Annotated in this window: 17 protein-coding genes and 1 tRNA gene; 2 read left to right on the top strand and 16 right to left on the bottom strand. The window is 37.6% G+C overall.

Annotated features, from left to right (window positions below; all coding sequences use genetic code 11):
* Positions 1–5: 5 nt before the first annotated feature.
* From FKR84_RS12020 to porU, 9 genes are all read right to left on the bottom strand, one after another.
* Positions 6–1,085 carry a mannose-1-phosphate guanylyltransferase gene (locus FKR84_RS12020; RefSeq protein ID WP_141422564.1) on the bottom strand — a complete coding sequence of 360 codons (1,080 nt, stop codon included), beginning with the start codon at positions 1,083–1,085 and terminating at the stop codon, positions 6–8.
* Positions 1,078–1,686, bottom strand: coding sequence for a SprT-like domain-containing protein (locus tag FKR84_RS12015; protein ID WP_141422563.1), 609 nt, complete (start codon positions 1,684–1,686; stop codon positions 1,078–1,080). The genes FKR84_RS12020 and FKR84_RS12015 overlap by 8 nt, the downstream gene beginning before the upstream one ends.
* Before the next feature lie 4 nt (positions 1,687–1,690).
* Entirely contained in the window at positions 1,691–2,374 is a 684-nt protein-coding gene (locus FKR84_RS12010; RefSeq protein WP_141422562.1) for an SDR family NAD(P)-dependent oxidoreductase, read from the bottom strand.
* 4 nt (positions 2,375–2,378) lie between these two features.
* The gene (locus FKR84_RS12005) at positions 2,379–3,323 is read right to left on the bottom strand and encodes a M20/M25/M40 family metallo-hydrolase (protein WP_141422561.1); all 945 of its coding nucleotides are present in this window, start codon (positions 3,321–3,323) and stop codon (positions 2,379–2,381) included.
* 81 nt (positions 3,324–3,404) lie between these two features.
* A complete protein-coding gene (locus tag FKR84_RS12000; protein ID WP_141422560.1) occupies positions 3,405–5,087 on the bottom strand; it encodes a pyruvate dehydrogenase complex dihydrolipoamide acetyltransferase in 1,683 nt (560 codons plus the stop codon).
* A gap of 5 nt (positions 5,088–5,092) precedes the next feature.
* Positions 5,093–6,091: a pyruvate dehydrogenase (acetyl-transferring) E1 component subunit alpha gene (pdhA, locus tag FKR84_RS11995; protein WP_141422559.1), complete on the bottom strand. Its 999-nt coding sequence runs from the start codon at positions 6,089–6,091 to the stop codon at positions 5,093–5,095.
* A 91-nt stretch (positions 6,092–6,182) separates the two neighbouring features.
* Positions 6,183–6,665: a cytidine deaminase gene (locus FKR84_RS11990; protein WP_141422558.1), complete on the bottom strand. Its 483-nt coding sequence runs from the start codon at positions 6,663–6,665 to the stop codon at positions 6,183–6,185.
* Between the two features lie 89 nt (positions 6,666–6,754).
* Entirely contained in the window at positions 6,755–7,918 is a 1,164-nt protein-coding gene (gene porV / locus FKR84_RS11985; RefSeq protein ID WP_141422557.1) for a type IX secretion system outer membrane channel protein PorV, read from the bottom strand.
* 42 nt (positions 7,919–7,960) lie between these two features.
* Positions 7,961–11,830 (bottom strand): type IX secretion system sortase PorU, encoded by a 3,870-nt coding sequence (gene porU, locus FKR84_RS11980; RefSeq protein ID WP_141422556.1) that lies wholly within the window; start codon positions 11,828–11,830, stop codon positions 7,961–7,963.
* A gap of 211 nt (positions 11,831–12,041) precedes the next feature.
* Here porU and gldJ point away from each other — a divergent pair, with 211 nt between their 5' ends.
* Together gldJ and FKR84_RS11970 are read left to right on the top strand one after the other, a co-directional pair.
* Entirely contained in the window at positions 12,042–13,730 is a 1,689-nt protein-coding gene (gldJ, locus tag FKR84_RS11975; RefSeq protein ID WP_141422555.1) for a gliding motility lipoprotein GldJ, read from the top strand.
* Between the two features lie 74 nt (positions 13,731–13,804).
* Positions 13,805–15,085 (top strand): UDP-N-acetylmuramoyl-tripeptide--D-alanyl-D-alanine ligase, encoded by a 1,281-nt coding sequence (locus tag FKR84_RS11970; RefSeq protein WP_141422554.1) that lies wholly within the window; start codon positions 13,805–13,807, stop codon positions 15,083–15,085.
* Between the two features lie 76 nt (positions 15,086–15,161).
* Here FKR84_RS11970 and FKR84_RS11965 read toward each other — a convergent pair.
* The 7 genes from FKR84_RS11965 to FKR84_RS11935 form a co-directional block, all read right to left on the bottom strand.
* Positions 15,162–15,236: transfer RNA gene (locus FKR84_RS11965), tRNA-Val, on the bottom strand.
* Between the two features lie 67 nt (positions 15,237–15,303).
* Complete coding sequence (locus FKR84_RS11960) at positions 15,304–16,521, bottom strand: bifunctional folylpolyglutamate synthase/dihydrofolate synthase (RefSeq protein ID WP_141422553.1); 1,218 nt, start codon at positions 16,519–16,521, stop codon at positions 15,304–15,306.
* A 6-nt stretch (positions 16,522–16,527) separates the two neighbouring features.
* Positions 16,528–17,400, bottom strand: coding sequence for an energy transducer TonB (locus FKR84_RS11955; protein ID WP_141422552.1), 873 nt, complete (start codon positions 17,398–17,400; stop codon positions 16,528–16,530).
* A 2-nt stretch (positions 17,401–17,402) separates the two neighbouring features.
* On the bottom strand, positions 17,403–17,792 hold the full coding sequence (locus tag FKR84_RS11950) for an ExbD/TolR family protein (protein WP_141422551.1): 390 nt from the start codon (positions 17,790–17,792) through the stop codon (positions 17,403–17,405).
* Between the two features lies 1 nt (position 17,793).
* A complete protein-coding gene (locus FKR84_RS11945; protein ID WP_141422550.1) occupies positions 17,794–18,495 on the bottom strand; it encodes a MotA/TolQ/ExbB proton channel family protein in 702 nt (233 codons plus the stop codon).
* A gap of 110 nt (positions 18,496–18,605) precedes the next feature.
* Positions 18,606–19,985, bottom strand: coding sequence for a sodium:proton antiporter NhaD (gene nhaD / locus FKR84_RS11940; RefSeq protein ID WP_141422549.1), 1,380 nt, complete (start codon positions 19,983–19,985; stop codon positions 18,606–18,608).
* A 9-nt stretch (positions 19,986–19,994) separates the two neighbouring features.
* Positions 19,995–21,221, bottom strand: a complete 1,227-nt coding sequence (locus FKR84_RS11935) for a Glu/Leu/Phe/Val dehydrogenase dimerization domain-containing protein (protein ID WP_141422548.1) — start codon at positions 21,219–21,221, stop codon at positions 19,995–19,997.
* Positions 21,222–21,283 lie beyond the last annotated feature (62 nt).

Below are 21,283 nucleotides of genomic sequence, written 5' to 3'. Positions count from 1 at the left end.
AAATATTAGACCAAATCTTCGCCATATTTTTGCCCAATAGCAGAACGAATTTCTTTGATTTCTTGTTGTTTATCCTGCGGAAAGATAAGTAAAACTTTTTTATTTTCTACCACTATATAATCTTCCAAACCATCTATAATAGTTACTTTATCTTTTTGCGTACGAACAATGGTATTTTTGGTATTAATAAGATGCGGTTTGGCTTGCATTACCACATTGTTATTTTCATCTTTTGGTAGCTGTTCGTGCAAAGCTCCCCACGAGCCCAGATCATTCCAATCAAAATTAGCCGGAATCACACATACATTATCGGCTTTTTCCATAATGGCATAATCTATAGAAAGGTTTTCTGCCTGCGGATAAAATTGCAATAAAGCACTTTCTTCTTTTTCGGTATTTAAAGCCGATTTAACTTCTAAAAACATCGTGTATAATTGCGTCATATGCTTTTCAAAAGCCTTGGTAATGCTTTTAATACTCCAGATAAATATACCGGCATTCCATAAATACGTTCCCTTTTCTAAAAAAGATTGAGCGGTTTTATAATCTGGTTTTTCTGTAAATTTCACTACGGGTTTTATAGGTGTATTACCTTCTTCTGCGTATTGTATATAACCATATCCGGTGTTGGGAAATGTTGGTTTAATGCCTAAAGTCATTAATAAATCTTGTCGTTGGCATGCGTCATAAGCCATTTGTAAATTTTCTACAAAAGCTTTTTCATCTTCTATCCAATGGTCGCTGGGCGCTACCATCATTAAAGCATCGGGATTTTCTTCCTGAATTTTTAATGCCGCCAATAAAATGCAAGGTGCAGTATTGCGCATAGCCGGTTCTAATACAATTTGGTTTTCTTCTAAGTCGGGCAACTGTTGTTGCACCAAAGTTTTATATGCAGAATTGGTTAACACCAAAATATTCTCTTGCGGTACCAACTTGTTTAAACGTTTATAAGTAGTTTGAATAAGGGTATCTCCCGTTCCCAAAATATCATGAAATTGTTTTGGAAAAGCCTGCGTGCTCACCGGCCAAAATCGAGAACCAACGCCTCCGGCCATAATAACTGCATAATAATTCTTATTCATTAACTTGGGTTTTTAACAATTCTACTTCTGCATTGGGCTGAAAAATATAGGTTTGCCCGGTTGCAAGTTCTAAACATTCATAACGTTTTACGCGCTTTCTTCCTTTTTTAAAAACGCGCCCATTATAAATTCTAAAGGTACTGCCAATAGGAATTTCAAAGATATAGTTTTTATCGTTTTTAGCATCAAATTCTTTTAAGGCAATAGAAAGATGAGCGTCTGTATCGCTACTGGCTTTGGGGTTTCTAAAATGCTTGGCCAAAACCGGTAAAAGTTGCTGCGGAAAAACCGCCGGATTTATAAAAGGCAGCATTAAATGTTTAAAAGTGTGTTTCCACTCCCTGCCGTGCGGTTTTATGTACATACCATATTTTTCGAATGCTACAAGATGCGCGATTTCGTGTACCAGGGTAATTAGAAATTTGTACTTATTTAGATTGGCATTTACGGTAATAATTACATGCCCGTTTATTTTACGATAATCGCCATGGCGGGTTTTACGCTCGTTTACAATTTTTAAATGTACTCCGTTTTGCGTTATTAAGGCAAAAACCGGTTCTACAGCCCGCTCGGGTAAATATTTCTGTAGGATATTTTTCATTTATCTACGGCGTAGAGTTGGAAACTTGTAAGAGTTTACCATTATAGAATTCTTGTCCGGTTAAGGCGAAATCTGCAATATAGTGCGCCATTTTATTAGCGCTTACGGGCGCTTTATAACCCGGGAAAGCCTCTTCTAACATTTCGGTTTGTACTGCGCCAAGTGCCAATACATTAAATGCTGGACCGTTATCTTTATATTCTTCTGCCAATACTTCTGTTAAGGTCATTACCGCGCCTTTACTGGAACTATAAGCTGATAGTCCAGGAAATTTTACACTGCCTTGTATCCCGCCCATACTGCTAATGGTTAGTACATGACTTTCTTTGTTTGAATAAGGCAAGATAAGCTTGGTGATTTCGAAAACCCCAAAAACATTGGTTTTATAAACCGCTTCCAGCTCTTCTACATTTATTTCCGTAAAGGCTTTATTTACAATTTTACCGGCGTTATTAATTAACACATCTACCTGTTTCCAATTGCCTTCTATATATTCTTTTACTTTTTTTAAGTCCTGCGGGTTGTTGATATCGCAAGAAAAAGCGTGAACGTTTTCTAATTGCAAATCTGTTACCGTCTTTTCTTGTCGGGAAAGTGCCAAAATAGAATGACCCATTTTGGCTAAAATTTGCACCAATTCAAAACCTATACCTCTGCTGGTACCGGTAATAATTATATTTTTAGACATTGTCTTATTTTTTCGGGGTTAAGTAAATTTCTTTTTCGGGAGTGTTGGCCATTTTTTCAATTCCGCGCGACATACTTTCTATGAGTTTGCGCATATGGGCAAAATCCATTAAATCACTTTCGTCTTTTACGTGATGATAATAATCGTAGTTAGAAAAATCGAAGGTGCTTAGGCTTTGCGCCGGAATGTTTAAATACTTATAAAAAGGATAGTTATCGCTACGTTTAAAAAGCTGAAATTCTTGCGCTTTCGGGAAAAAACCTAATACTTTTTCTCCGGCATAATGGTTAAACTTCTCTGCCAGATTAGATTTTTCGTAGCCGGTTAAATAAGCTTGGTAACTTTCTCCTTTTAAAGGAACACCAATCATTTCGAAATTTAATAAAACATATATATCTGTCTCTGCTTCGTCCAATTTCTTAGCCAGATGTTTAGAACCTTCTAAACCTTCTTCTTCGGCAGAAAAAAGTACAAACAAAATACTGCGCTTGGTTTCTATTTGCGCAAATTGCTTTGCTAAGGCCACAACCGCTGTGGTACCGGCAGCATTATCGTTGGCGCCGTTGGCGATAAAATCGCCATCTACATCTTTTTTTACTTTGCCAATATGGTCATAATGCGCGCCGAGAACTATATATTCTTCTTTTAGTTCTGGGTCGTTGCCTTCTTTTAAAGCTACTAAATTATAACCTGTTTGACCTTTAACTTTAAAACTATCTCTGTAGGTTGTAAAAAAGGGTTGCAGTTTACTTTCCGTAAAGATATTTTCCATATAAACCGCTGCTTTTTCTATTCCTTCGGTGCCGGTTTTTCTTCCTTCTAACTCGTCTGAAGCCAAATAGGTTAAAGTTTCTTCTAAAAATCTATTCTCTAACTTTGGCGTAGTTTCTTGCGCGAAAGAAACAAAACCTAAAAACACGAGTGTTACAAAATGATAAATTTTCTTCATAAGTTGCTTAAATAAATGACAAAAGCCTAAAGATAAAAAAATCCCGTTGAAAACGGGATTTTGATACGATTATATAATGGGTTATGCCAGCATAGTTACCGGATTTTCCATATAGGTTTTAAAAGTTTGTAAAAATTTGGCTCCGGTTGCGCCATCTACCGTTCTATGGTCGCAGGCTAAAGTCACCTTCATTGTGTTACCAACTTGAATCTCGCCATTTCTAACCACCGGCTTTTCTACAATTGTACCTATAGATAAAATTGCGGAATTAGGCTGGTTAATAATACTGGTAAATTCTACAATGCCAAACATTCCTAAATTAGAAACTGTAAATGTGCTACCTTCCATCTCTTTGGGTTGCAATTTTTTATCACGTGCTTTTCCTGCTAGGTTTTTTACGTTAGCATTAATAGCCGTCATTGGCATTTGGTCTGCAAATTCTAAAACCGGTACAACCAAGCCTTCATCTACTGCTACGGCCACGCCAATATGAATATGCTTGGCAATTTGAGTAACCTCTCCTTTCCACTGTGAATTCACCTGCGGATGTTTCCGTAAAGCCATAGCCGAGGCCTTTATAGCCATATCATTAAAAGATATTTTAGTGTCCGGCATCTCGTTTATTTGTTTACGAGCTTCCATTGCTTTATCCATATCTAACTCTATTGTTAGATAATAATGCGGCGCATTAAATTTTGATTCGGCAAGACGCTTGGCAATAGTTTTGCGCATTTGCGAGTTTTTAACCTCTTCAAAACTTTCTTCTCCTGCCGGCGTAAAAACTTCTACGGCACTAGAAGCAGGTTTTTCTGCTTGTGGCGCTTTTGTGGGTTGTTCTTTTTTAGCAGCCGGTTTTTGTGAAGGCTGGTAATTTTCTATATCTTTTTTAACAATGCGACCATTTTCTCCCGAGCCTTTTACATTGGTTAAATCTATATTTTTTTCTTGCGCCATTTTCTTGGCCAATGGCGAAGCAAAAATACGTCCTCCAGAATCGTTGGTATGTTGCACCTCTGTTTCTTGTTGACTATCTTTTTCTGCCGAATTTTCTTCGTTTTCTTTATCTTCTTTAGAAGAGGATTTTTTAGGACTTTCGCCGTTCTTGGTTTTTTCTACAATAGCAGAAACATCTGTCCCTTCCGGACCTATAATAGCTAAAAGTTCTTCTACTGGTGAGGTTTCGCCTTCTTTTACGCCTATGTAAAGTAAAATACCGCTGTAGAAACTTTCAAACTCCATTGTAGCTTTATCTGTTTCTATCTCGGCTAAGATATCGCCTTCCTCTACTTCATCACCTTCTTGTTTTAGCCATTGGGCAACGGTTCCTTCTTCCATCGTGTCAGAAAGTCGTGGCATATTTATAACCTCTACTCCATCTGGTATTTCACTTTCTTCTTTTGACTTTTCTTCTGTAGTAGATTTATCTGAAGTTTCTTTGGTTTCTTCTTTTTCTTCGGTTTTATCGTCAGATTTTTCTTCTTTATCAGCGCTTTTAGCTTCTTTTATCAAATCTTCTATATCTTCGTCTTCTTCTCCTATAATGGCTAAAAGCGAATCTACCGGGGCAGCTTCTCCTTCTTCAATACCAATATAAAGCAGCGTACCGTTATGAAAAGACTCAAACTCCATTGTGGCTTTATCTGTCTCAATCTCGGCCAAAATATCGCCTTCTTCTACTTTATCTCCTTTTTGTTTTAGCCATTTTGCAACCACACCTTCTTCCATAGTGTCGCTCAATCTTGGCATATTAATAACTTCAGCCATAGGTTTTATAATTTATGTGATAAAAAAGGATAATCTTCTTGCTCGTAAACCGCATCGTACATTACGTTGGTTTCCGGAAATTCTGACTCGTCTGCAAATTTTTCGCATTCTGCCACACGATCTTTTACGTCTTTCTTAATCTTTTTAATTTCTTCTTCAGACAGCCAGTCGTTTTCTTTTATTTTGTTTAATACCGTTATAATAGGATCTATTTTTTGGTACTCTTTTACTTCGTCTTTGGTACGGTATTTTTGCGCATCACTCATAGAGTGACCGCGATAACGATAGGTTTTTAAATCTAAAAAGGTTGGGCCGTTACCTGCTCTGGCACGTGAGATAGCTTCGTCTAAAGCTTCTGCAACTTTTTCAGGATTCATAGCATCTACAGGACCGCAAGGCATTTCGTATCCTAAACCTAGTTTCCAAATATCTAGGCTGTTAGAAGTTCGCTTTACGGAAGTTCCCATTGCGTAACCATTGTTTTCTACACAAAAAACTACCGGAAGTTTCCACGTCATTGCTAAGTTTAGCGTTTCGTGTAGCGTTCCTTGTCTGGCGGCGCCATCTCCTAAAAAGGTTAAGGTTACATTATCGCGCTTGTGGTATTTATCGCCAAAAGCCAATCCTGCTCCCAACGGAATTTGCCCACCAACAATACCATGACCGCCATAAAAACGGTGTTCTTTAGAAAAAATGTGCATAGAACCTCCTAAACCTTTTGAAGTTCCTGTTTTTTTTCCGTAAAGTTCTGCCATGACACGTTTTGGGTCTGCACCCAAACCTATTGGTTGTACGTGGTTACGGTAAGCGGTTATCATACGATCTTTTTTCAAATCCATCGCGTGCAATGCCCCGGCCAAAATAGCTTCTTGCCCGTTATACAAATGCAAAAATCCTCTTACTTTTTGCTGAATGTATACTTGCGCCAACTTGTCTTCAAACTTGCGCCAAAACAGCATATCTTCATACCACTTAATGTATGTCTCTTTAGTTATCTCTTTCATGAAATTAATTTTTAAGGCGTTACCAGAAACGCAAGCACAAAAATAAGACAATAAGCCTTAAAGCAAAACACTTTTGATTTAAAAAAGCGGTCTACATAAAACTACTGTCAAATGCCAAGGGTAAAATATTTATTAAGGAGTCTGATTTTAGTATTTCTCCGCTTTCTCCCATAAAATAAATTGCAATGGGTTGCTTTTGTTTAAACTCATATTCGGCTATAGCTTGACGACAAGAACCACAAGGTGGCGTGGGAACTTTTATGGTGCGTTTAAGCGATTTTACCGAAATAACCAACTGCTTTATTTTTACATCCGGGTATTTTGCACCAGCATAAAATATGGCGGTTCTTTCTGCACATAAACCCGAGGGATAAGCAGCGTTTTCTTGATTGCTACCGGTTATAATTTCGCCGTTTTCCAGAAGCAGCGCGGCTCCTACCAAAAATTCTGAATAAGGGGCGTAAGCTTTGTCTCTTGCCGCAAAGGCGTGCGACATTAAATTTCGGGTATTTTCCGGCAATTCTTGCAAGTCTTGGTAAACTTCGAATTTTACCCGTATTTCGGTTTCTTTCATAGGTTAAAGTTACAAATAGTTGTGCTAAAATAAAAAGCACCAATTAAAAAAATTGATGCTTTTTATTTTGTTGATTTAACTAAACATTTTTAGTACTCTGTATATTCTTCGCCAAAGTTAAAGGAAAGACTAAAACGCAAACTTCCTTCTAAGGGATTGGTGGTTTTCTTGGCAGTAGAAAACAAATATGACGCGTCTATATTAATTACAGAGTATTTAAACCCTGCTCCTAGCGATAAAAATTTTCTAAACCCTTTTACATCGCTCTCGTTAAAATATCCTAACCTAAAAGCAAAGCTATCTTCATAACGGTATTCTGCTCCTAAAGCCCAAGTAATTTCTTTTAACTCTTCGCTAAAGCCATCTGGTGCGTCTCCCCAAGAAGAAAATATAGCGCCAAACGGACTCTCGTTATACCAATCGTCTTCGCGGTCTATACGACCATCGTCATTAGAATCGCTTGGCGTTGGCACTAAGAGTTTATTTATCTCGCCATACACTCCAACAGTATTAGCGGCGTCTAAGATAAAATCGAAACCGGCACCGGCTTTAAAATTGGTAGGTATAAAACTTTCTTGTCCGGCATCGTCGTATTTTATTTTTGGACCAATATTAGAGATATTGATACCACCTCTCCAACGCCCATTAAAATCGCTATAAGCAATCTCTTCTGATTGGTAAAAAGCAGAAACATCTACCCCAAATGAGTTTGCTGCAGAAGCGTCTTCATTAGAGGTTTGTAATTGTAAATCTGAACGGATGTACCTACCGGTTACCGCCATAGAAAATTGTTCCGAAAGGCGTAAAGCGTAGGTTAAATCAAAAGAAAGCTGATTAGGTTTTAATAATAAGGCTTCTTGATCTGGCGTATCTCGCGCTTCAATTTCACCTAAATTAAAATAGCGTAAACTTGCAGCAAAAGCACTTCGTTCGTTAATACGGTTAAAATAATTTACTTGCCCTACGTTAATATCGTTGGCCAATTCTCTAAGATAAGGCACATACGAAATACCTACGCCTTGCTGCTTTTCGGAAAAAACATATTTTGCGGGGTTCCATTGCTGGGAATAAGCGTCTACGGGGGTTGCAACACCTTGGTCTGCCATACCAGAAGCTCTAGCGTCTCCGGAGATTAATAAAAACGGTACTGCCGTGGTAATGGTTCTATCTTTAATTGTGATTTCGTCTTGCGCTTTGGTTTTGTTGCTAATAAACAAAATTGCGGTTAGCAGTAAAAAAGTTATTTTTCTCATACAAGTATAAAATATTTTGACAAATATAGATTTTTATTATAATTAGAGGATAACGAGCTTTTCAAATTTCTCGACTTTCTTGTTAGATAACGTAGATTTTACGCTTAACTTATAAATGTATACGCCTTTTCCTATTCTATCACCAAAATCGTCCCGGCCGTCCCAAGTTATTTCGCGCGATAAAAAGCCTTCTGTATTTATTAATTGGTTATGCGTCCAGACTATTTTTCCGGAAACGGTAAATACCTGCACTTGTACTTCTAACGGCTCAAACGGGCGGTTGTGGTTAAACCAAAACTCGGTATAAGTATGAAACGGATTTGGATAATTAAGCACTTTGGTAATTTTTAAATCCTGATTGTCTGCTACACGAAATTGAATTTCTGCTGTACTGGAATTATTATACACATCCCAAGCTTTAAAAGTCAAAGTGTGCAAACCTTCTTCTAGGTTGCGCAATTTATAATTTACCGTGCCTTGGGCATAATCGTCTACTTCTGTCTCATAATAGTCGTTTAGAACAATTGGGTCGGTTTCATCGCCGTCTAAAATGGCAACCAAATCATGACCAATGCCACTGGCAGTATTTATACCGTTTTCGTCTGCGAGTTTTGCCAAAATAAATGGCGAAGAATTGGTAATGCCACCGGAAACAAAAGTTTCGTCGTTCATATATAACTGTATTTCCGGTCCTAAATTATCCTCGGGGGCGTTTTCATTTATACCTCCTACCAAAATAGAATTGCTATACCCGCGATTATCTAATAGTACTTCTTTGTTTTCTGCATAAAAACTAACCCGGCCATTGCCTACAGGAATTGTGATGTCTTTGGGCACTACAAAATCAAATTCAAATTTGCCGTTATTTACAGACGCTTGTCCGCGAAAAATAATTTCGCCCAAGGTGGTAAAATCCATAATACCTAAAACACTCGGTGTTTGAGAATTATCATCGTGGTCTACCATTGTGCCATCATTCCCTAAAGTTTCCCGATCTATTCTCTTATCAAAAACGCTGGTAGATAAAATTCCGTTGTAATTAGATAACAAACTACCATTTTCATTAACCACCTCGCCGGCAAATTTTATTCTATCCAAAGCTTTTAAGGTATCGTTTTGCTGCGGAAAAGGTTTATCGTTAATAGCTGTTAATCTTATTTTTGGTTCGGGCAAGGCTAATTTCATGGCTGGATCGCCAAAATAAAATACCACACGCCTGTCTGAACCGGAGATTTCATTTTTGGTTAACCGAACGGACTCGGCAATAGAATTATTGGTGTTGCCATAGTCAAACAAATAAGGCCCCAGAGCAAAATTAAACTGCTTCCCAGTTATAACGCTAATTTTTCGTGTGGTGGTCACCATAGCTACAGAACCGGCTTGGTCCTTTGCTAAATTAATTTCTCCCGGAGACAAGCGCAACGGATTATCGAAACGGGTAAACTCGCAAGTTACCGTGACAAAAAGATTGTATTTGTTTTTGTTTTGCCAGCTTTCTATATCGTCTATGGTTATAATTCTCTCAGAAGCTAAACCGTTTTCACCGCCGTGCCCGAAATAGTTTACCACGCAAGCCCCAACTTCTATAGCATTAGAAATTGCTTCGTTTACTTTTGGGTAACGTTGCCCGCCGGCAGTAGAAACTTGTTGAAAAGCATCGCTATGTATTTTCTTTACATTAATAAAAGGTTTATTTATTCGAATATTTTCGCCAATGCTATCTAAATCTTCTTGCAACTGAAATCCGCCCGAACCTGGCACATCTGCATCGTCTGAAATAAGCAAGAAATTGTTGCGCCATCTACCGTAGGCCTCTCTACTTTCGTAATCTATTATTTTATCTATAAAGGTTTTTGCACTCTGCGGCGAATCTGCTAAAATTCTTCCTACGGCAATATCTAGCTTATCGTTAGTAATCATTGTCCCTTCTTCTGGGTCCATCATTCCGTAAAAATCGTCTGAAGCAGTGGTACGCGCTCCTAAACTAAAACTGGATAAACTTTGATAAATAGGAAGAATGTTATTGTTGTTTTGCAAGCGGTCTTTAAAATCTACCGAGGCATCGCCTAATAAACCAACATATTTAATTTTGTTTCCCGGACTGCCATTGTCATAAATGTATTTTATAAAATTTCTTATGGCACCAATATCTTGTTTCCCGCTATTAAACTCGGTATAAATATCTGTATCTAATACTACTTTAATATTTAAATTATCGCGCTGCGAACGATGCTGGGCCAATCTGTTGGCTTGTTGCATTAAAAATGCCGGACTAATAATAAGGTAATCTATATCTTGAAAATTACCGTCTTGTCCTTTAAAGACGTTTCCTTTTAGGTTTTGATTAGCAACTTTTGGGTTTCCTTCTTTTAAAGGTGTGTAATAATCTTGTGGACTTATGGCAATATACTTTCGCTCTTCGCCTAAGTTTGCTTTAAAACTAAAGGTATTTTGACTGTCCTGATTAAAGATTGTACTAACGTTTTGCAAATTGGTAATATCCCAAACCTGCTCTATTGCAGCGGCATTAGAAATTTGATATGCTGCAATTCCGTTAGCCAGAGCAGCTTCCGTAAAGCTAAACTCAAACTGCTTATTAGCAGCAATTAATTGGCGTTTGGCGTGAATGTTTATATAATCTAAAAATCCCAAACTGGCAGGATTACCACCATTATTATAGGTTAATTTTACTTTTACTTCGTCGTTACTAACCGAAACATTTTGCGTGGTTTCTGCTTCTCTTGCATATACATTATCATTGATAGCAGCATAAGTAAGTTGGTCTGTTTGACTTCCGTTTACGGAAATTGCAAAACTACTGGAAGAAGATTCTGATGCAGAAATTGCATTTACCGTGATTTCTATAGGTTCGGAAGTATCTAAATTGGGAAAATTAAAGGTGTATTCTTTTTCGTTCTGCACATCAAATCTATCGCCAAACCATCGCCGGCCGGTTTTTGCCACGCTATGCTCGTCTACCTCATAATATTGGTAAGCATCAAAAGTAGAGATGGTTTGCGTGGCGCTAGCACTTGGTTCTGCATAATTATTTATACGCAAACCATTTTGCGCGCCAGCACTTATATAATAATAGGAGCGTTTTGCATATAAATTAAGGTTGGTTTTGTTTTCTTGGCTCCATTTATCGTTTACAGCTTTGGCATAAAACAAAATATAATCTTGGTTATCAAAACTTCCGTCTTCTTCTCCAATTACTTGAATTGCCGTTTCCGGAATGTCGTAGTGCAAATTTACGCTATTCCGTAAAGGCAACATATCACCGCCGTGGCCATGAATACGAATAGTTCTAGGGTCAATATTGTTCAGGTTCAGTCCTAAACTTTCTAAAAAAGATCTAGACAATTTATATACCCCCGATTTATCTACATAAAACCGAAACCAATCTCCGGAGCTCAATACAGAATTACTAATTGGCGGAACCGCATTGATAAGAGAAGCTGCCGAACGACTGCTAGATTTTGTATAGGCTATACTAAAGGAAGTTATTTTTTTAAAAGTACCGTTTTGCTTTACAATGGGCGATAATTCTAACACGAAATAAGAACGGTTTTTTGCCTTGGCAGCAGAGAGTTGCAACTTTGGCTCTTGCGGTATATTATTGGTGTTTAGATTTTTTAATTCGGTAGCAGTAATAGAAGCGTAAGAAACCTGCGTAAGCTTAGATGACTCAATTTGCCCGGTTTCTTGCCATTGTGCTACAAATGAAATCGCATCCTTATAATAATCGTATTGATAATTTTCGCTTTGAAAAACAGGAAGAAAAAACGTCTTGTGTTCTGGTAGGGTTTTTATATCTGCTTGTCCTTGCCAGTCTATTACAAATTTTTTTTGTTGCCCTAAAAGCATTGCCGGGAATAGCACAGAGATAAGTATGACGTAGGTTAACTTCATAGAACAAGGATAACGTTAAATAATTTTTTGTATTATATTTATTGCTGCAAAAATATATTTTTTGTTAGAAACATACTATATTCGTAGCCATATCGTTATTAACTTAGAAACGTTAAATACGTTTAAATCCTAAAATCTTAAAAGAAACTTGTTAATTTAGCACGAATTATTATATTGCAACCCCAAAATTTTTACAAACTTATTGAGTATTATGAGATTTAAAATCGCTCTTAAAACCTTATCTGCAGTTGTATTTACAGGCCTTTTAATAGGATGTAACAACTCTAGAGATTATAAGAATAATTCTCGCGCAACCGGTTGGGACTTAACCGGAAAAGACGGGAATATGAAGTATCAAACCAAATATAGTGGACAAGAAGCCGCGCCAGGTCTAGTTTTTGTTGAAGGAGGAACCTTCACAATGGGACGTGTGCAGGACGACGTGATGCATGATTGGAATAACACTCCAACCCAACAACACGTACAATCTTTCTATATGGATGAGACAGAGGTAACCAACAGAATGTATTTGCAATACTTAGATTGGTTAAAAATGACTTTCCCTCCTTCGGAAGATCGTTATAAAACTATTTATGTAGGCGCATTACCAGATACTTTGGTATGGAGAAACCGTCTAGGGTATAACGAAACTATGACCAATAATTATTTACGTCACCCGGCTTATCAAAACTATCCGGTAGTAGGTGTAAACTGGATACAGGCTACAGAATTTAGCCAATGGCGTACAGATCGTGTTAACGAAGCATTATTAGAAGAAAAAGGGTACACCAAAGATGGTGCTCGCTTTGAAACAGATGCTGATAAAACTTTTAACACAGAAACCTATATCAACGCACCATCACAAGTTTATGGCGGTGACGAAGAAATGACCAAAGGCGGTAGAGAATCAGAACGAATGGCCAACAGAAGAGGCGGCGCAGGTGATAGCACCGGAACAAAAGCCCCTTCTTACGTACAGCGTAAAGACGGTATTTTACAACCGGCTTACCGTTTACCTACAGAAGCAGAATGGGAATACGCTGCTTTAGGAATGTCTAGTGTTAGAGACTACAACAAATATCGTGGAAGAAAAAAATATCCTTGGGACGGTCAATATACTAGAGCCGGAAAAAGAAGAACCCGCGGAGATCAATTAGCCAACTTTAAACAAGGAGATGGTGATTACGGCGGTATTGCCGGATGGAGTGATGATGGCGCAGATATAACCAACGAAATTAAAAGTTACCCTCCAAACGATTACGGTCTTTATGATATGGCCGGAAACGTAGCCGAATGGGTAGCCGATGTATACCGACCAATCGTAGACGATGAGTTTAATGACTTTAATTATTACCGTGGTAACGTTTATACCAAAAACGCTATTGGTAAAGATGGAAAAGTAGAAATAGTGACCTCAGACTCTATAGAGTTTGACACCTTAAGTAATGGTAACATTGTAGCACGCACGCTTCCTGGAGAAATTAAACAAGAAGCCGTTACGGAAGAAGACACTTACCTAAGAACACAATTTACAAAAAGCGATAATAGAGATTTTAGAGACGGAGATAAAGAATCTTCTAAATACTTTCGTGAAGCTGGCGATTTAGCAGAATCAGAACGTATGTATAATGCTCCTAAGCATAAAGTAAGCGTAGAAAGAGACTCTACCGGTGCCGGAGAAATGGCACGCGAATATGACAGCTCTTCTAGCAGAACAACACTCATAGATAACGAAGTTCGTGTATATAAAGGCGGTTCTTGGAGAGATCGTGCTTATTGGCTAGATCCTGCGCAACGTAGATATTTTCCACAAGATATGGCAACCGACTATATCGGGTTTAGAAATGCAATGTCTCGAGTAGGTTCAAAATCACAAAAAGGAACCAAGTCTAGAAATTAAAATTTCTATAAAAGCTATTCTAATTCGCAAAAGTCCTTTAATTTTATATTAAAGGACTTTTTATTTTTACACTTATGACCACCACCTCAGAAATTCATCAGCTTTTTTTAAATAGTAGCGGCGTTTGCACAGATACCAGAAAACTAAAATCCAATCAATTATTTTTTGCCTTAAAGGGCGAAAATTTTAATGCGAATACTTTTGCTGAGAAAGCCTTAGACAGCGGGGCTAGTTACGCTGTGGTTGATGAAGAAAAATACGTAAAAAACAGCCGGTGCATTTTAGTACACGATGTTTTAGAAAGTTTACAAAACCTAGCCAACTACCACCGAAATTATTTAAACCTCAATATCATTGCCATTACCGGCAGCAACGGTAAAACTACCACAAAAGAGCTGGTAAAAGCAGTTTTATCTAAAAAGTACAAAGTAAAAGCCACTAGCGGCAATCTTAACAACCATATTGGCGTGCCACTTACCTTACTGGAGTTTACCAAAGAAACCGAAGTAGGCATTGTAGAAATGGGTGCAAACCATCAAAAAGAAATTGAGAATCTATGTAAAATAGCAGAACCAGACTTTGGTTATATAACCAATTTTGGAAAAGCACACTTAGAAGGTTTTGGAGGATTTGAAGGTGTGATAAAAGGAAAAAGTGAACTCTATACCTATTTACGGAAGAAAAACGCTACTATTTTTATCAATCGCGACGACGATTTACAAGTAAAACAAAGTGAATTTTCTCAGGTTATTAGTTTTAGCGAAGGAAAATCGGCAGACTTTCAGATAACTTTCTTAGAAGCCGATCCGTTTGTAAAACTCTGTTATAACAATACAACGCTTACCAGCCGCTTGATTGGTGTTTATAATGCTAAAAATCTTTCGGCAGCTGTTGCTATTGGTTTATATTTTAAAGTTCCGGATAAACAGATTAAAATTGCGTTAGAAGAATATACACCTTCCAACAACCGCAGCCAGCTTCTTAATAAAAATAAGCTTAAAATAATCTTAGACGCTTATAACGCAAACCCAACTAGCATGACATTAGCCTTGCAAAATCTTAAAGGCTTAGAAACCGAATCTAAATCTGTTATTCTGGGAGATATGTTGGAGATTGGGGAAAAAGCATTAGAAGAACACCAGGCGATAGTAGATAAACTGAGTAATTTACATCTAGATAATGTTTTTCTAATAGGTAGTTATTTTTCAAAAACCAAAACTTCTTCTGCTGCAAAAAAATTTATTGATTGGAAAGATTTTGCAAATCACTTAGAAAAAAATCCGATAAAAACCGGAACTGTTTTGATTAAGGGATCCCGAAAAATGGCCCTAGAAAGAAGTTTAGATTATTTGTGATAAAAATTTTTCAAGAAAATTGAACCAGGTATAAAAATAAAAAAGTTGGTAATTTCTTACCAACTTTTATTTTCTGTGGGCGCGAAGGGATTCGAACCCCTGACCCCTTGGGTGTAAACCAAGTGCTCTGAACCAACTGAGCTACGCGCCCTTACTGCTGTAATGCGGATGCAAATATAAACCATTTTTACATTGTACAAAATAAAAATCGAAAAAAATTAAATTATTTCTGCTACGGTAAAAGTGCTGCCACCCACAAAGATTAAATCCTTCTTATCTGCATTAGCTCTCGCCTCATTTAAAGCTTCTGAAACTGTGTTAAATACGTCTCCTTTTAAGTTTGCTTTAGCCGCTTCTGCTTGTAATTCTTTTACCGGTTTACCACGCGGAATATTCGGGCAACAAAAATAATACAATCCTTTTTTTGGTAGCATCGGCAAAATAGTATCCAGATTTTTATCGTTTACCACGCCAAAAACAAGGTGCAGCTGTTCGAATTCTTCTTCTTGCAGTTGTCGTAAAACATATTGCAAACCTTCTGCATTATGCGCCGTATCCGCAATTATTTTGGGAGCCTTCTGTAAAATATGCCATCGACCTTTAAAGCCTGTAAGTTGCTTTACCTGTTTTAAAGCAGCAAGTGTTTTTATCTCTGCTAACTTCCACCCCAAATCTTTTAAAACCTTAACAGCGGCTACAGCTGTCTGTATGTTTTTTTGTTGGTAGTTGCCTTTTAAATCGCTGGTATAGGTTTTCTCGTTTTCTTTATCGGCAAAAATTATAGAAGCTTGCCTATTTTTGGCCGTTTCTTCAAAAACATCTTTCGTTTCTTTTTGCGTTTCTCCAATTATAACCGGGGTATTCTCTTTTATAATGCCCGCTTTCTCTACTGCAATTTTTTGCAAACTATCACCAAGCAATTGTATATGGTCTAAACCAATGTTTGTTATAATGCTTAAAATTGGTTGAATAATATTAGTAGAATCTAGACGTCCGCCCAAACCAACTTCTATTATAGCTATATCTACTTTTTGTTGTGCAAAATAGTCAAAGGCCATCCCAACACTCATTTCAAAAAAGGATAGTTTTTGCTTTTCTAAAAATAGCTTATTGTCTGCAATAAAATTTACTACAAAATCTTGCGAAACTTCCTTACCATTTACTTTTATGCGTTCTCTAAAATCTTTTAAGTGCGGCGAGGTATACAGCCCAACTTTATAATTATTCGCTTGTAAAATTGCAGCTAAAATATGACTTACAGATCCTTTGCCGTTAGTGCCGCCCACGTGAATACTTTTAAATTTTTCTTGCGGCTGGCCTAAATGTTTGCTAAGTGCTAAGGAATTGGTAAGGTCTTTTTTAAAAGCGGTTTTCCCCTGCTTTTGATACATGGGTAACTGCTGAAACATCCATTGTAGGGTTTCAGAATAGTTCATATACTATTATTCAGAAAGTTTAAACTCGTATTCTATATAGCCTGTTTGCTTTATTGGAGCATTGACATCACTGTTAAATTTGGTTGCCATGGCTGCCTTTTTTGCAGGTTTTAACAAGCAATTGGCCGTGTTGGTGGTCCCTTTAACGCCCGGCACTGCATTGATTACTTCGCCTTTTTGGTTTACTTCTATTTTTACAACCACTACACCAGACTCGTTACAATCTTGCACAAATTTTTCTTTATTTAAAGCTTTTCTTCCGCCAAGGCGATAGTTACCATCTCCGTCTAAACCTTTTCCTTGTCCGTAATAAGAAGAAGCCGTTGGATCTCCATCCGGATCGCCTTTATCGCCACCACTGGCATCGTTACCTTCTCCCTCTGTTTCTTGTCCGTTATTCTCTGGACCATTTAAAATGCTATTCATAGCATCTGTAGTAGCTTTATCTGGTTTTGGATCTGGCTTTGGCTCAGGTTTTTCTTCTACTTCTTTAGGGGGCGTTTCGGTTTTTACCGGTTCTTTTACTTCTTCTTCCGGTTTTTTCTCTTCAGAAACTTCTTTCTTCTCTTCTTTTTCTTCTATTACCGGCGCTTCTTCGGTATCTTGGTTAATTACTTCTTCTGTAACATTTGGCGTTGCCTCTTGCTGTTGCGGAGTTGGCGCAGGCGTGTTTTGCTGTGGCGCTGTTTTTACCGGCTGTGTAGGTTGCTGTTCTCCGGCACCGGTATCTGTGGTACCAAAATTAACAGCGATACCGTTTTCTGGTGGCGGATCTAAATAGGTTAATCCAAAAAAGAAAAGCAAAAAAAGCAATAGCAAGGTTATTATTGTCGTTATGACAAAAGATTTCTTTTCGTATTTGGTTTTTATAAAAGCCATAATCAGGGTTTTACTGCCAAGACAATTTTATATTTGTTGCGTTTGGCAATATCCATCACATTTACCGCATCTTGAATAGGCACGCTTTCTTCTGCACGTAAAATTATAGTAGGATCTTCTACGCCTTTAAGGCGTTTTTGTAATTCTAATTCTAAACGATCTCCCGCTATCTTTTCGGAATTGATAAAAACTTGCAAATCTTTATTAATGCTTACCGAAACATTATGCTTGTTGGTAGTTTTACCTTTGGCTTGGGGTAAAATTAAATCTAAAGCTTCTGGTGTAATTACCGGAGAGGTTAGCATAAAAAAGATCAATAACAGAAATACAATATCTGTCATGGAAGACATACTAAACTCCGGACTAACTTTATTTCTTCCTCTTAAATTCATATTAAGCAGGTTCGTTTAAAAGATCTAAAAAGTCTACTGCTGTTGCTTCCATTTGGTGCACCACTTTATCTGTTTTTACTACTAAATGGTTGTAACCAATATAGGCAATAATTCCCACAATTAGACCGGCAACTGTGGTTGTCATGGCAATATAAATACCTTCTGCCAAATTACCCATTTCAGCTTGACCGCTACTGGTTGCCAATTCGTGAAAAGCCAAGACCATACCAATTACGGTTCCTAAGAAACCAATCATTGGGGCGGCACCGGCAATTGTAGCTAGAATACTTACGTTTTTTTCTAACTTATAAACCTCTAACCTACCGGCATTTTCTATGGCGGTATTGATGTCTTCTAACGGACTACCAATTCTGGAAATTCCTTTTTCGGTAAGGCGTGCAACCGGCGAGTTTTCTTGTGCACATCTAATTTTTGCAGCTTCTATATTACCATTGGCAACATTATCTTTTATTTGCGCCATAAAATTAGGATCTGTTTTAGAGGCTCCTTTTACGGCAAACAAGCGTTCAAAATAAATATACATAGCTACTATTAGTAAGACAAACAAAATTGCAATTATTACCGTTCCGGCCACGCCGCCGCTAAAAATTAGCTCGATAAACGATAAGGTCTTTTCTTGTGTCGCCGGATCGGTCTCTTCTGTAATTTGTTGCGCCGCATCCTGCAATAAAATTGTTAGCATAAATAGTAGTGTTTAAGTTGAATAACGTGTTTTCCCGGCTTAAATTATCCGGTTTCTAAAATTTTACTTCCCTAAAGGCAAATTTATAGCAATTTTTTAGCTTTGAAATTTTAACTATATAAAAATTTCTCAATAAATATAAAGACTAGCCCTCCAGATAAAAACCCGATTAAGGCTAACCAACTTATTTTTTTTAAATACCAAATAAAATCTATTTTCTCTATACCCATTGCGGCTACGCCGGCTGCAGAGCCAATAATAAGCAAGCTACCACCGGTCCCGGCAGAATAAGCTATAAAATGCCAAATAGGACTATCTACTTCAAACGTATACATACCCATTGTTGCAGCCACCATTGGCACATTATCTATTAAAGAAGATAAAGCTCCCAACAGTATAACCACCACATCCATATTAGGAATTGTGTTAGATATACTTTCTGCCGCATAACGCAAAGTACCTACTTGCACGCCTTCTATATCACCAAAAACCATGCTTTGTAAAGCTGCTACAGCCAGTAAGATTCCTAAGAAAAATAAAATACTGGAAAATTCAATTTTAGAAAGCGCCCGGTGTGTAGAGTATAAGTATTTCTGTCTTTTCGGAAGGTTTTTAACCGGTTGAATATATTCTGAAACCAACCACACTACGCCTAAACTAAACATCATACCCAAATAAGGCGGTAAACCGGTAATGCCTTTAAAAATTGGCACAAAAACAATTGCAGACAATCCTACGTATAACATAGTTTTACTACTTAGCAAACGCTCCATATCTTCGTGTACGATTAATTCTTTTCGTATAGCTTTGCCTTTAAATGCTTTCATTCTGGAAGCAATAAAAAACGGTACAATAAAACATAATATAGAAGGCACGATAACATATTCAGACAATCCTAAAGCGGTCACTTTGCCTCCTATCCACAACATAGTGGTAGTAACATCTCCAATTGGAGACCAGGCTCCGCCGGCGTTGGCCGCAATTACAATAAGACCGGCATACCAAATGCGGTATTGCTTACGCGCCACTATTTTTCGTAATAGTGTCATTAAAATTATTGTAGCGGTTAGGTTGTCTATTATTGCTGAAAGAACAAAGGCTAGAATACCCATTATCCAAAGAAGTTTCCGTTTGCTTTTAGGCTGAATTACTTTTTTGATTATCCCGAAACCACGGTGTAAATCTATAATTTCTACAATGGTCATCGCACCAAGCAAAAAGAACAGAATTTCACCTATTTCGCTAAAGTGATGCATAAGGTTTCTTTTAAAACCGTAGGCATCTTGGGCAGATTCGCCTTCAATAAGGCTAAACACGTCTCCTTTATAATTAATAATATCAAACCAACCATAATTAAAGCCGATAGATAAAATGGCCCACATTAGGGTTCCCATGAGCAAGGCGGGAACGGCTTTGTCTAATTTTAACGGATGTTCCAATGTGATGGTTAAATAACCCAGCACAAAGATTACGATTACTAAACTTGTCATTTCAAAAAACTATAAAAGTTGTTTTAGGGCTATCTCGAAAGCCGTTTTACTTAGGTTAGAATTTTCAGGGTTTTTATCGTAAATACGCTGTATACCGTCCTTTATAGTAGCCGAAGTATCTTCAAAAATAGCAGAATCTGTTATAACTGCATCTTCTTGCATAAGGTAATTGAAAACGCGTGCCATACCACAATTGGAAATAAAGTCCGGTAGTAAAGCTACTCGTTCATCTGTATACTCCATTATAGAACCAAAAAATATTTCTTTATCTGCAAAAGGGACATTAGCTCCAGAAGAAATAACTTCTAAACCATTATTTACCATACTTTCTACCTGATTTTTAGTAACCAGTCTGGAAGCCGCACAGGGCGCAAAAATTTGAGCTCCCATTTTCCAGATTTCCTCATTAACTTTATGAAAAGAAAGCATCTTATCTGCATACAGCGCATTGCCTTTTCGATTTTCATAAAGCTCTTTTATTTCTTCTAGACCAAAACCATCCTCTTTTATTAGTCCACCGTTTTTATCTATAATTCCAACCACGCGAACGCCCATTTGTGCCAAATAAAAAGCGGCCGCGCCGCCTACATTGCCAAAACCTTGTACAATAGCTTTTTTACCTATTATATCTTTGTTGTAAATAGTATAATAATGCTTTACCGCTTCGGCAACTCCAAAACCGGTAACCATATCGCCAATTGTATATTGCTTTTGTGTATTAGGAAGAAACTTTGTTTCTTCTATTATTTTGGAAACCCCTTTGCGGAGTTGCCCTATTCTAATTTCTTTTTCTTGCTCACTGGTTTGAAAGTGTCCTTGAAATACCCCCTCTTGCGGATGACTCACGCCATAACCTTGCGTAATGGGAATAACATCTGTACGTTGGTCTACATTCATGTCGCCACCGGTACCATAATATGTTTTCAAAAGCGGAGAAACAGCTTTAAACCATCTTTTTAAAACACCTTCTTTTCGCGGGTCTGTCGGATCGAAATTTATACCCGATTTAGCACCACCAATTGCCGGCCCCGAGACGGTAAATTTTATCTCCATTGTTTTTGCTAACGATAAAACCTCATTTTTATCGAGACCTTTACGCATTCTGGTGCCGCCACCAGCTGCTCCGCCCCGTAAAGAATTGATTACCGTCCAGCCCTCTGCCTCGGTTTCTGGGTCTTTCCAATTAAAAACAATTTCCGGTTGCTTTTTTTCGTATTTTCTAAGTAATTCTTTCATTATAAGTTTGCTGATTTTTGGGTTGCACAAAGATAAACAAAGCCTAAACTTCTTAACACTTT

This window comes from Haloflavibacter putidus (genome assembly GCF_006546625.1).
Taxonomy (GTDB): domain Bacteria; phylum Bacteroidota; class Bacteroidia; order Flavobacteriales; family Flavobacteriaceae; genus Mesonia; species Mesonia putida.
This window is presented reverse-complemented; position numbering and strand designations above follow the sequence as displayed.